This window comes from Photobacterium sp. SKA34 (assembly GCF_000153325.1).
Taxonomy (GTDB): Bacteria; Pseudomonadota; Gammaproteobacteria; order Enterobacterales; family Vibrionaceae; genus Photobacterium.
This window is the reverse complement of sequence record NZ_CH724142.1, coordinates 235455-248728: the sequence shown is the minus strand read 5'-3', so window position 1 is coordinate 248728 and position 13274 is coordinate 235455. Positions and strand designations below refer to the sequence as shown.

Here is a 13274-nt window from a genome sequence, read left to right as displayed (position 1 = left end):
CGCTACTACTCCTTTCAATGTTTCAGTAACAGTAACGAAAATAGTTATCATTAACAATTTGAAGAAATACCATTAAATATTCAAAAACAGTCACACGAAATGACTGCTTTTAGAACAAACGGGAATATATTTGGATTTATTCCTTTAATTAATGATGATATTTCTAAAAACTAATGTTGCGAAATTGTAAAATCATCTATCTTTATTAGTATACGTTTATATTACGGCTTCTATAAATAAAATAAAAAGGGGGATGAGCATGTCTTTAATCCTATGCATGAAGCGTTTTTTGTTTGTGGGTTTAGTTGTAACTCCTCTCATTTCCTATGCCGATGAAATGACACCGGAACAACAATTTGAGATCGGAAAACAAAAAGCTCTTGTTTGTATCACTTGCCATGGTGCCGATGGTATTTCTGCAACAGAAACCTACCCCAATTTACAGGGACAAAAGCAACAATATTTGGTCGCAGCACTTAAAGCATATAAACAAAATCAACGTGTTGATGGTTTAGCCATATTAATGCAGGGTTATGCAAAAGACTTAAGTGATCAAGATATGAAGGATCTCGCGTATTACTTTAGTAACGTAAAAACAGATTCCACTCATCAATCACAATAAACGGCAATAGTTTTTAAGGTTATGTCGATGGATACTCAGTATAATTATAAAATCGTTAAGTATTTTATGATCGCTAGTGTTAGTTGGGCGTTCATTGCTATGTTAATTGGTGTTATTTTAGCAGCACAACTTTATTGGCCTGCTCTTAACCTAAATTCTGAATACTTTCAATTTGGTCGTCTCCGTCCATTGCATACTAATGGCGTCATTTTTGGCTTTGTCGTTAATCTTTTAATGGGGACATCCTTTTATATTGTTCAACGCACCTGTAAAACCCCGCTATATAACAATACCGCTGCTTGGTCTGTCTTTTGGGGATGGCAATTTATCCTTCTTCTTGCCCTTATTACTTTACCGCTAGGTTTTACTACTTCGAAAGAATATGCTGAACTTGAATGGCCGATTGATATCTTAATTGCTGTTATCTGGGTGATGTACGCCATTGTGTTTTTTATGACTGTTGCCAAACGTACCGTTCATCATATCTTTGTTGCTAATTGGTTTTACGGTGCGTTCATTATTGTTATTGCGATGATTTTTATTGCTAACAACCTCGAATTGCCTGTCACGATGTGGAAGTCCTACTCTATTTACTCAGGGGCTGAAGATGCCATCGTGCAATGGTGGTGGGGACATAATGCGGTTGGTTTTTTATTAACCGCTGGCATCATTGGAATGAACTACTATTTCATACCCAAAATTGCTGAGCGCCCTATTTATTCTTACCGTTTATCTGTTATTCACTTTTGGGGCTTAGTCGGCTTTTATACTTGGGCAGGTACACACCATCTTATTTACTCTTCTGTTCCTGATTGGTTACAAAATCTCGGCATTGTGATGTCGTTAATTCTATGGCTTCCCTCTTGGGGTGGAGCATTTAATAGCATCATGACCTTGCTTAACAACAAGCAGAAACTTAAACACGACTACATTATGTGGTTCTTCTTTTCTGCCATTGTTTACTATGCGTTAGCAACTTTTGAAGGACCTCTATTAGCCATTCGCTGGTTTAATATGATTGCTCATAATACCGACTGGATTATAGGGCATGTGCATTCAGGTGCCTTGGGCTGGGTTGGCATGTCTGCCATTGCCGTATTCTATTACTTTATCCCTCGTTTATATGGTCACGAGCAATTGTGGTCAAACCGTTTAGTTAAATGGCATTTCTGGTTTGCGCATATTGGAATTGTACTTTATGCCGTTGCACTGTGGATTGCTGGGATCGGACAAGGCTATATGTGGCTAAAAGAAGATTCTAATGGTTCACTTAGCTATAGTTTTGTCGAAGCGATGAACTTCAGTGCACCGTGGATGTTAGTTCGCTTTATCGGTGGTGCGTTGTTTGTACTAGGTATAGTTTTAATGATTTATAACCTATACAGAACGCTAAAACAGCCAAAGCCTAGATCGGTTAAGCACCAGAATGCAGCAACAGAAAAGGTAGACACTCATGATTAATAAAGATTTTACCTCATCTGTAGTGATCCTCATTGTTTCAACAACTTTGGTTGCCGCCTTTTCATTCTTAGTATGGGTACTTCCTACTTTTTTTTACCAAGACAAGTTAATTGCTGAGTCAAGTGCGAAGCCGTTGACAGCATTAGAAGTCGCTGGTCGCGATATTTATATCAGTGAAGGTTGCCATACTTGTCATACCATGATGGTTCGTCCGTTAAATGCAGAAATTAAACGTTATGGTCGATATAGCCGAGAAAGTGATGACATTTATGAACATCCTAATTTATGGGGTTCAAAACGAACAGGACCAGATCTCACCAATCTTGGTCGGAAATATTCAGATCAATGGCATATCATCCACTTAAGAAATCCTCGCGATGTTGTACCAACTTCAATCATGCCCTCTTATCCTTGGCTCTTTGAGCAAGTGCTTGATGGTGAAGATATTGATGCAAAACTAATAGCGTTACGTAAGCTTGGTGTACCTTACAGTGATAAGGAAATTAAACAGGCACGACTAGAAGTAAATGGTAAAACAAAAGCACAGGCATTAATCGCCTATCTACAAAGTCTGGGACAAGATCAAGGAGTACGACCATGAGTACTTTTTGGAGTGGTTGGGTCATTATCCTAACCCTGATTTTTCTCGCAATAATGATCGTCGTTGTTGCGTATTACTGGAAGAAAAACAGTGCAGCCAACGCTAATCGAACGGTCGATACCTTTGATGGTATTGATGAAAACGATGCCGGCGTACCAAATCTTTTACTCCTTTCTTATCTTATTGCTTTCATTATCGCTGCCGTCTTCTTATTACTCTACCCTGGTATGGGAAACTGGCAAGGACTCATGAAGTGGCAATCAAGCAGTGAAGCTGCTTCAACCTCTCCCACTTCGTTAGTCAAACAAATTAGTCAATTTTCTAATGGTGAAGCATCATATCAAACCCTAAGCTCTTCTCCTGAAGTTGTGGTCGCTGGGCGTGCTTTATTTCAAACCCATTGTGCGGCTTGTCATTTAAATCAAGCACAAGGTCAACTTCATTTCCCTAATTTAAGTGACACTGTGTGGCTATATGGTGGCAGTGACGAAGCGATCCATCTTTCGATTGTTAAAGGTCGTAACGGTGTCATGGCTGGCTGGAAAGATATTCTGACTGAAGAAGAAATTGAGCACGTTTCATATTATGTCGCTTCGCTTGAAAAAAGTCGCATTATCGCAGAGCCTGCTATCAACCTTGAACTGGGTAAAACCGTATTTGATGCTAACTGTACGGCTTGTCATGGCGGTGATGCAAAAGGTAATACTGCGATTGGTGCGCCAAATTTAACCGATAATGTCTGGCTTCACGATGGCAGTGTTGAAGGCATTATTGCTACGGTAAAATATGGCTTAAATAATCTCATGCCTGCTTTTGAAGAGCAGCTCAGCGATACTGAAATTCAAGCATTAGGCGCTTATATTCGCCATCAAGGAAATAATCAAAACGAGAAACTCTCAGCACTTGATCCGGATCTGGTCAGTAAAGGGCAATATCTTGCTTATGCAGGAGATTGTATTGCTTGTCATACTAGTGAGGGTGGTGAACCGTTTGGCGGCGGTCTAGGGTTTTTAACGCCATTTGGTACGCTTTATTCAACCAATATTTCAGCGCATCCAACCTATGGTATTGGAGATTATACCTACGATGAATTTTACGACGCGCTACACAAAGGTAAAGGCAAGCATGGTTACCTTTATCCAGCCATGCCCTACTCGTCTTATCAGTATGTGACAGACGAAGACACCCAAGCGCTTTGGGCTTACATGCAATCGCTTAACTTTGTGAATACTCGAAATGAAGAAAATAAGATGATGTTCCCAAGTAATATCCGATTAGGGCTACTTGGTTGGAATATTGCCTTTCTTAATACCGACCCTCTGCAATACCCAGCCGATGCCACCGAACAATGGAAACGGGGTAAATATTTAACCATGGGGTTAGGTCACTGTACGGAATGTCATACTCCACGAAACGTTGCGCAAGCCTTGATAGAAAAAGAACTATTCCAAGGTAATTTAATTGACGGATGGAAGGCCCCGAATATTACTGCAACAGAGCTATATCAAGATCGCTGGGATGTAAAAACATTAACCGACTTTTTAAAAACAGGTCATTCAGATAAGGGAACCGCATTTGGTGGTATGGCGGAAGTGGTACAAAACAGTACTAGCTTCTTAACAGAACAAGACGTCGCAGCTATTTCGGAATACCTGATAACTGGTGATAAATATAACGAGTTAGATAGGTCAGTTCCTCAGCTCAACCCACAAGGTTTTGGTGATTTGATGCCAGCCAATGTTGATATTCAAACAGTTGAACTAAAACCGTTGAGTAGCAACGATCCTGAAAACGAAGCCAAACTATATGGTTTATATGTTCAAACTTGTGGCGCATGCCATGGTAAAGACGGAAAAGGTAGAAAAGGTATCGCCCCTACACTGCTTAACAACGGGATAATTATGCACAGTGATCCTTACGATACCATTGCCGTTACCATTCGTGGATTATCGCCAAACTTCATGGAACAAGACAGTAACTTTATGCCGATGAGTAGCTTTAATTCGGTGATCAGTGATGCCAACCTCGCGAAGTTAATTAGCTTTGTCCGCAATAAGTTAGGTGATAGAACTGTACCTGTGACCCTAGAAGAAGTGGCTGAGGTAAGAAAAGATTTAATTAAAGGTGGCTATGCTGGAAATATACATGCCACAACAACACCAGAACAAAATCAGCCGAATAGCATAATAGAATAAGCGATTATCTCAATGGAATATAACGCTTCTAATTGGTTAACATACCATCAAGCGTATCAATATTTACAATTAATATGCATTTTCTGTCTGCTTTTTATTGCCTAAGCAAAATTAATAGGTATTATCCAACTTCAATCCTTTGAGTAGAGGCGCGCTGCCTAAAAGTATCCAGATGGAGGGTGACACCTTTGAAGTCTGGGGAAAGGAGTCGGCGCCGAAGTGTTTGTTGTGTCGTCAACAATCGCTGGGTCTGCATTAAATAAGTGCAGAACTGCCATAGTTATTTTTTCTATGGAGCGCTACCCTAAGGGATAAGAAGTATTTTTTCTCCTGAAATTTGTTTCTCTATCCTTTCGGTAGATCTCCACCTAATATAGGTGTTTAAGAGATCCATGAATCTTGTTCAATATTCTGACTCCCTGTTATCTGTAATACCACCCTTGCTGGCTGTTGTTTTAGCTATCACTACACGACGTGTATTGTTATCACTTGGCCTTGGTATTGTTGCTGGCGCAATCCTTTTAAATGATTACAGCCCTTTAGCGGCGCTTCAATACATAGTAAATAAGGTTATTGGCCTTGTGTGGTCCGATGGTGCAATTAACCACAGTAACACAGATATGCTTATCTTCATGTTGTTATTGGGAGGCTTGATTAGCCTTATGACAGCTACAGGGGCAACCAAAGCATTTGCCGAATGGGGTGTTCGCCGCTGTAAAGATCGCCGCAGCGCAAATATGCTAACCGGACTAATGGTTTTTGCTTTCTTTATTGATGACTTTTTCCATAGTTTATCAGTCGGTCCAATTTGTCGACCAGTGACAGATCGCTTTAATATTTCACGAGCTAAACTTGCGTACCTACTTGATTCAACAGCTGCACCTGTTGTTGTAATTACTCCAATTTCTTCATGGGGTGCTTACATTATTGCTATTTTAGGCGGTATTTTAGCAACGAATCATATTACAGATATCAGTGCCATTTCATTGTTTGTTCAAATGATCCCAATGAATTTATATGCTGTATTTACGCTACTAATGGTTATTGTTGTTATTTTCTTTCAGCTTAATATTGGTCCAATGCGTCAACACGAAGCCTGGGCTGAAGAAGGAAAGCTTTGGGATGAATCAAAAGGTCACCCTAAAGGCCTTGAGATCACAACTGAATCGCAAGGTAAAGGTACTATGCTAGATATGGTACTTCCTATCCTTACACTTACAGTAACAAGCGTTATCTTTATGATCGTTAGTGGTGCTGAAGTACTAAGTGCTAAAGGTGAGGCATTTCACCTTATTTCTGCTTTAGAACATACAGATCTTGGTGCGTCCTTAGTTAACGCCTCATTATGTAGCCTAGCAGTCTCAATTTTATTAGCGCTTCGCTTAAAGCTATCAATGAAAACTTGGCTAACAGCAGCACCACAAGGTGTAAAAGCAATGCTACCTGCTATCATTATTCTACTATTTGCATGGACTATTGGTACTGTTGTAAGTGATATGCAAACGGGTCAGTATCTTGCGAGTTTAACGAAAGGTGGTTTCCCTAGTGAATTATTACCTGCGCTAGTCTTTGTTCTTTCATGTGGTATGGCATTTGCGACGGGAACAAGCTGGGGAACTTTTGGAATCATGCTACCACTTGCAGGTGATATGGCTGTAGCAACAGATGCCAGCTTATTAATGCCGATGCTATCAGCTGTACTTGCGGGTTCAGTATTTGGTGACCATAGTTCACCTATTTCAAGTACAAGTATCCTATCTTCAACAGGTGCAGGTTGTCACCACATGGATCATGTATTAACTCAGCTCCCATATGCTATTACTGTCGCTTTTGGTGCACTTCTAGGTTACTTAGCTATGGGTATTATGTCTTCAACACTTGCGGGTATTGCTGTAAGTTCAGTATGGTTCCTTGCGTGTTGTACCGTCCACCTACGCCGAAATAGAAAGTACCAACAACAAGCTGTTACCGCTTAAATATAGAAATTAGAGCACAATAATCTATCTATCCCCGTTCGTTTTAATACTCAATTGCTTTATGCTAAGTATTAAGACAATGGGGATTTTTTTGTTTAAACGTTAGGAAATAGAATGGAATACTTACATACCATGGTACGAGTGAGCAACTTAGATGCTTCACTGGATTTTTACTGTAACAAACTTGGTTTGGTAGAAATTCGACGTAAAGAAAGCGAACGTGGACGATTTACATTAGTATTTTTAGCCGCATCTAATCAGGCAGAAACGGCGAAAGAAACACAATCGCCTTTATTAGAACTAACTTATAACTGGGATCCAGAATCGTACACTGGTGGTCGTAATTTTGGTCACCTCGCTTTTGCCGTCGATAATATTTACGATTTATGTGCTCATTTACAAAATAATGGTGTTGTCATTAATCGCCCACCCCGTGATGGACATATGGCATTTGTACGTTCACCTGATGGTATTTCGATTGAACTGCTTCAAAAAGGTGACGCACTAGAAGCAGCCGAACCTTGGGTTTCGATGCAAAACCAAGGTGAATGGTAAAAAATAGAACTGCATGTCGGTATTATTTTAACTAGAAAGAGTAATTTACTAATACCGACCTTTTTAGAGTATTTTAAAGCACAATAATGCCAAGCTGACTTAATAATTGCTCTTGTTGCCAATCGCAAATTTTTACACCACTTAAATTTACACGTCGAATATCAACACCCTCTAAATCTACATGGCAGAGATCTGCGTCTTCTACAACGCATTGACTCCATTGTTCAGAGGAAAATTCACCGCGACTTAAGTCAGATCCTTTAAAGGATGTAGCCAGCAAATTAGCTCCGTTCCATCGGTTTTCAAAAAGTTCGCACTGCTCTAATTTTATGTCTTCAAAATTACTGTAACGTAAATTACAACCGGTTATATATGCAGAGCAAAATAATGTGTTATGGGTAATATAATTTGAAAAAGAAGCATATTGGAAATCAACACCTTGGAGATTAGATTGTCGCATTTCTATACCAAAACACTGCGCATTACGAAAACTAGCCATTGATAAATTACACTGCTTAAAACTCGCATCTTTGAGTTTTGAATAGGAAAAATTACAATCTTTGTCATCCCCTACATCAATAAAGTTACAATTGATAAAACTTGCTTCAACTAAATTTGCACGTGAGAAATCACAACGATAAAACTGACAGTTTTCAAAAATAGCCTCAGAAAATTCTTGTTTAGAAAAGCTTTCATCTTGGTAACACTGACCTACAACATGCATATATTTTCTCTTCTATTACTCTGCGACTGAATCAAACAGAAAAAAGCGCAATTACTGATGGCTCAATAATAGCGCTTTATAAATTCTATTATAACTTATTATTTAGTTACTTATGAGTATCGCAGTTCGAAGTTGCTGAAGGTACTTGTTTTACATCTTTAACATCATAAGTATTCTGTAGGCTACGGAAAACAGTCGCATTGTAGTAATCACCATTTTCAATACTAAACGTAATTGAATAGTTCATACCAGCAACAACTTGCTGTGTTACATGATAAATTTTACCTAGCTGATGATCGCCAGGGATTGCTTTAACGGCGTCTTTTGCTGCTTGTTCTACTTCAGGTGTTATATCACCTTGTGCCCAACCACCAACAATTGCGTGAGAAAAATTACAACTTTCTTGCATATTCGCCTCATCTGAAGATACGTTTTTTGCAGAATTACATGCAACTAACGCTACTGAACTTAAAGCAATTAGTAAAACTTTCTTATTCATCATCAAATCCTAATTCACGTTTTCTGTATATATATCAACAGAAAACGTGATAAAGTGCAAATATACTTTATTCGAACAGTGATTCATTACTTTAATCAATCATTAAGTGCAACTATATTTGCGTTTTATATAACATACTTGCGATAAGATTGTTGATTGATATCTTCAATCTCTACTGTGACACAAATATCATTTTGAAACATTGCTGCCACTTGATGCAAGATGACTTCAGATAGATTATCTTTTTGCTTTGGATCTCTACCTGGAAGTACCCTTACAGTAATATGAACAAAAGGCTTTTCTGTTGTCCCTGTACGATATAACTCATAAGGGATGGCACGGGTTTTTATATCTTCTTCATCAAAAAGCCCTGAACTAAACGTCGCGTAATGAGTTGTTGCCATTAATTCATTTAAATTAATCTCTGTTTCAAGATCTTTGGCATATTCAATAATGCAATGCGGCACAGCTTATCTCCTATCTATGAATAGCTTACTTAATGACACTAGCATATATAAATAAGATAACTCTTAGGTCGATCAGCTTTTTGATAATAAATACATTTAATAACTGAGTTCTTTTACTTTCTGTGATTCCTGTACACAAATAGCATTTTTTTTGTTGTGTTGTATAACCGAAAAAAACGATTAAAACGTTAATACTTTTTCTGCATTTAGCGTCCAACTTGCCAAATCGTCTAACGTTCCTATTTCACAGTCTTCAATGAGTAATGACTCTGACAATCCGCGCGCACAACAACAGGTTTTACACAATTTCACCTCGCTCCCTTGTGCAATAAGAATTTCAAGCATTTGTTGAATATCATAACCTTCTACCGGATTTTGCTGCTTCATTGCACACATCACAGCATCGGACATTAAAAACAATTTGAGACTCACAGGTTGTTCTTCCTGCTCATTAAGTTTAATTGCTAAGCGTAAAGCATTAAAAGGACGCTCAGAGCCATAAGGAGCGTCATTGATAACGATTAAAATAGTTTGCATCAAATACTCATATAAAAAAATTGATTATTATTATTGTCACACAAAATGAGTCTAAATGTTTAAAAATTTCGTTCACTATTTATCACGAATAGCAATAATCAATTAATATTACAGTTCAGATTTCTAATGTCTTTACGTCGCTGTGCGTTTACAAAACATTCAGTTATTGCACATTATTATCTCAAATTCACGTTATATGCATATTCTACTATTCTCAGCTCGAATAATTTGGCACATTACTGCCTCAGTTGATTTAACACGGTTATTTATACCAGCTGAAGTGTACTTAACCTTTAGAATGAGAACATAAAATGAGTCATCGTCTTCAACTAGCCCATGCACCATCAGTCCTATTTTTATTTGGTCTTTCTGGTGCAGGTAAATCTTATGTCGGTGATGTCATTGGTGCTCATGACGATTGGTTTGTTTACCATGCAGATGATGATTTAACTGATGAAATGCGTGAAGTTATTGGTGCGAACAAGCCTTTTACGGATGAAATGAGAGATGATTTTTTTATTCGTATTAGTCAAAAAGTAAATCACTTTCGTACTCTTTATCCTCGTATAGTGGTTACACAAGGTGCTTATAAAAAACAACATCGTGATTTCCTGCGTCAAAATATCGCAGACATAGATATGATTTATGTCACTGCAACAGACTCATTGATTCACCAACGTTTAGAGTATCGTATCAATGGTATTTCTAACAAAAGTGCAGACGCGATAAAGCATATTTTTGAAGCGCCAGATCATACTGTAAAAACAATTTTTAATTATGAAGGAAAGACTTTTATTATTGAGCAACTAAATCGTTTTTATAACAGTAATCAATAAAAATGCGGTAGTAAAAACTAATTATTTTTAGATTTACAAAATTTAGCATTACTACTGCCTAGTAACTTTCACTCGTAACCAACTTGAAATATTTACCTCATCACGTTTCTCATTATTTTTCCTTAACTATATGAACACTTTGGCATAGACTTATACCTTGTATGTCTATGTATTCATATTAAGGTATCAATGTGAATGGGTTAAAACCGTATCTTCTTGCCATTTTAGTACCTTTGGTTGCTATGGTGACTATTTTAAGTCTCTATTTTTATCAGAAAGATAGTGTTCAGCTTGCAGAGCATATAAAAGAAAATGAACTTCGTCAGTTAGAGTCTCTTGTACAAATTAGTCAATTGCATCTCAATACTATCACTGAAGATTTAAACCGTCTCACTTATCAATTGCAACTAAAACCTCTTCACGAACCATTACGGGTCTTGGAAAAAGCTTATGTACTAAAACAATTTAAGAGTACCCTTGTTAACTCAGAGCTCTATGATTCCATTCGATTAATTGACTATAAAAACAGCCAAGTTCTTCTCCTAAAAAAAATGAAAGATGGCTTTCATATTGATTACAGTAAAATCATTGAAGAACCACAAGAATTAAGAAATATTAATCATACATTTACTCTTAATAATAAAATAAGCTATATTTATAAACATCAAAATAAAGTATCATTTTATCAACATTTAAAATTTGAACACAGTAGTTGGGTTGTGCAGTTAAGTTACCACCAGATCCCTGTTAGTAATATGGCAAGTAATAAAGAGCGTACAAACTTTATTATTAATAAAGATGCACAATGGATTACTCAATCTTACTTAAATAAATCACTTAACCCATCAATGCATGATAATACAAGTTATAATGATGTACTTTTCTCTGTTGCATATCCTTATTTATGGAATACTGTAAAACGATTAAACCAAGGACAAACGATCATTGGTGACTATCTTTATACTTATACCCCTCTGATATTTAGGAATAAAAAACTAAATAAAAATATAGATAAAAACACATCTGAGTGGGTATTAGTTTCATCACTAAATTTAGATAAAGAACTAAACAACCTGTATTTTTCTAACTTTACTCGAATACGTTTAGCGGCACTTTATATTACTTTTTTTATTTTAATTACTAGCTCAGTATTGCTGGTTCGACGATTAATTAAAAATCGCAAAAATGAACAAATATTACGCAAGCAACGTGATGACAACCTTAAAAGATATACAGCGATAATTAAAAACAGCGAAGATGGGATTGTAGTACTCAATAAAAATAGAGAGATTACAGCGATTAATGACGCCGCTTTCAAAATACTTAATATTCACTCTCGTGCTTTACAAAAAACATTAATTAGCCTTTTTAATTCAAAACAAATTAAAGATGAACTTACAACCTTACTCAATACTATTGATCAATTACCTAACACCGAGCATTTAAAGACCCATATAAAACTTAAATATAAACGCTCAAAACATCTCGAAGTCATCGCAACTAAGCAAGTTAATAATGTTGAAGATAACATTTTACTTCATATCTCTGATGTGACTTATTGGGTTAATCGTGAGAAGAAATTACAAGCTTTATCTCGCGCAGCAGAGCAAAGCGCAGAATCCGTTATCATTACCGATAAAAATGGCTTTATTCAGTATGTAAATACAGCTTATATAAAAATGAGTAACAAGCCTTTAAATCAGCTTATTGGTAGCCACAGCTCAATTAGTATTAATGATTATATCGATGATAAGAATGAACAAGATGAACTCATTAGCAAATTGGTCTCAGGACAATCAATTCGCCATGTTATTACTAAAAAAAAGGATAACGATATAATTTATATGGATTATACCATTTCACCTATCCGCGGTGATGATGGCAATATATCTAACTACATAGCAACAAGCAAAGACATAACAGACAGAGTCAGTTATGAGAATAGATTACACCGTCTTGCACACTATGACGCATTAACCCAGTTACCTAATAGAACAATGTTTACTCAATATATTGCTCACAGTATGAAAGAAGCTATTCGGCATAAGGCTCAAATTGCTATCGTGGTGATCGATTTAGAGTTAACGAAACAACTGAATGAATCCATGAGCAATGAAGACATCGAAAAAATCCTTTTAATTGTCTCAAAACGGATTAAATCTAATTTACGTGAAACGGATGTTCTAGCCCGTATTGGGAGTGACGAATTTGGCATTTTAATCAGATCATTTCATGATTTACAAACAATCACGCAAGTGGCTGAACGATTACTAAAAAGTACTAATGCACCATTATCTATCGATAGCCAAGTACTTTCTATTTCAACTAACATTGGTATTGCATTAAGTTCAGATGCCGAATCAGACCCTAAGCTGATACAAAAATACGCACATATTGCATTATATCGCGCTAAAGGATTATCTGGAAGTAACTACTGCTATTTCACTGAATCAATGGAAGCAGAAAACATTCAGCGTTTAATACTTGAGTCTGACCTACGCAAATCTGTCGGTAGTGATCAATATGAATTCTTCTATCAACCTAAAGTGAATGCCAACACTCACACACTGTGCGGTGTTGAAGCCCTGCTGCGTTGGAAAAACAACGAAGGAGAATATCGTTCACCCCTCGATGTCATCCCAGTTTTAGAGTCATCAGAGCTTATTATCGATGCAGGGCGTTACTTGATAAACCAAGCATGCCTTCAATTAAAATCATGGCAAGACAACAAGTATTTCTTTGACATTGCAATAAATATTTCAGCAAGACAGTTATTAGAAGCCGACTTAGTTGAAACCATA

The 13274-nt window shown here is 37.0% G+C and carries 12 protein-coding genes and 1 riboswitch; of the genes, 8 read left to right on the top strand and 4 right to left on the bottom strand.

Annotated features, from left to right (window positions below):
- The first annotated feature begins 259 nt into the window (after positions 1 to 259).
- The 6 genes from SKA34_RS10120 to SKA34_RS10095 all read left to right on the top strand — a co-directional run bounded on the left by SKA34_RS10120 (position 260) and on the right by SKA34_RS10095 (position 7410).
- Entirely contained in the window at positions 260 to 622 is a 363-nt protein-coding gene (locus SKA34_RS10120; RefSeq protein WP_006645420.1) for a c-type cytochrome, read from the top strand.
- A 27-nt stretch (positions 623 to 649) separates the two neighbouring features.
- A complete protein-coding gene (gene ccoN, locus SKA34_RS10115) occupies positions 650 to 2083 on the top strand; it encodes a cytochrome-c oxidase, cbb3-type subunit I (protein ID WP_006645419.1) in 1434 nt (477 codons plus the stop codon).
- Positions 2076 to 2684 carry a cytochrome-c oxidase, cbb3-type subunit II gene (gene ccoO, locus SKA34_RS10110; RefSeq protein WP_005368320.1) on the top strand — a complete coding sequence of 203 codons (609 nt, stop codon included), beginning with the start codon at positions 2076 to 2078 and terminating at the stop codon, positions 2682 to 2684. The genes ccoN and ccoO overlap by 8 nt, the downstream gene beginning before the upstream one ends.
- The gene (locus SKA34_RS10105; RefSeq protein WP_006645418.1) at positions 2681 to 4879 is read left to right on the top strand and encodes a cytochrome c; all 2199 of its coding nucleotides are present in this window, start codon (positions 2681 to 2683) and stop codon (positions 4877 to 4879) included. Before ccoO ends, SKA34_RS10105 begins: the two co-directional genes overlap by 4 nt.
- A gap of 136 nt (positions 4880 to 5015) precedes the next feature.
- Positions 5016 to 5189, top strand: a riboswitch (Lysine riboswitch).
- A gap of 82 nt (positions 5190 to 5271) precedes the next feature.
- Positions 5272 to 6855, top strand: a complete 1584-nt coding sequence (locus SKA34_RS10100; protein ID WP_005368322.1) for a Na+/H+ antiporter NhaC family protein — start codon at positions 5272 to 5274, stop codon at positions 6853 to 6855.
- A 114-nt stretch (positions 6856 to 6969) separates the two neighbouring features.
- On the top strand, positions 6970 to 7410 hold the full coding sequence (locus tag SKA34_RS10095) for a VOC family protein (protein WP_006645417.1): 441 nt from the start codon (positions 6970 to 6972) through the stop codon (positions 7408 to 7410).
- 73 nt (positions 7411 to 7483) lie between these two features.
- Here SKA34_RS10095 and SKA34_RS10090 read toward each other — a convergent pair whose 3' ends face one another.
- The 4 genes from SKA34_RS10090 to SKA34_RS10075 form a co-directional block, all read right to left on the bottom strand.
- Positions 7484 to 8134 (bottom strand): Qnr family pentapeptide repeat protein, encoded by a 651-nt coding sequence (locus SKA34_RS10090; protein WP_006645416.1) that lies wholly within the window; start codon positions 8132 to 8134, stop codon positions 7484 to 7486.
- A gap of 106 nt (positions 8135 to 8240) precedes the next feature.
- The gene (locus tag SKA34_RS10085; RefSeq protein WP_006645415.1) at positions 8241 to 8633 is read right to left on the bottom strand and encodes a cystatin domain-containing protein; all 393 of its coding nucleotides are present in this window, start codon (positions 8631 to 8633) and stop codon (positions 8241 to 8243) included.
- A 125-nt stretch (positions 8634 to 8758) separates the two neighbouring features.
- Positions 8759 to 9100 carry a 5-carboxymethyl-2-hydroxymuconate Delta-isomerase gene (locus tag SKA34_RS10080; protein ID WP_006645414.1) on the bottom strand — a complete coding sequence of 114 codons (342 nt, stop codon included), beginning with the start codon at positions 9098 to 9100 and terminating at the stop codon, positions 8759 to 8761.
- A 180-nt stretch (positions 9101 to 9280) separates the two neighbouring features.
- Entirely contained in the window at positions 9281 to 9637 is a 357-nt protein-coding gene (locus tag SKA34_RS10075) for a DsrE/DsrF/TusD sulfur relay family protein (protein ID WP_006645413.1), read from the bottom strand.
- A gap of 311 nt (positions 9638 to 9948) precedes the next feature.
- Here SKA34_RS10075 and SKA34_RS10070 point away from each other — a divergent pair, with 311 nt between their 5' ends.
- Positions 9949 to 10473: a hypothetical protein gene (locus SKA34_RS10070; RefSeq protein ID WP_006645412.1), complete on the top strand. Its 525-nt coding sequence runs from the start codon at positions 9949 to 9951 to the stop codon at positions 10471 to 10473.
- A gap of 191 nt (positions 10474 to 10664) precedes the next feature.
- Positions 10665 to 13274, top strand: a 2610-nt coding sequence (locus tag SKA34_RS10065) for a diguanylate cyclase domain-containing protein (protein ID WP_006645411.1), incomplete at its 3' end; no start/stop codon positions are given.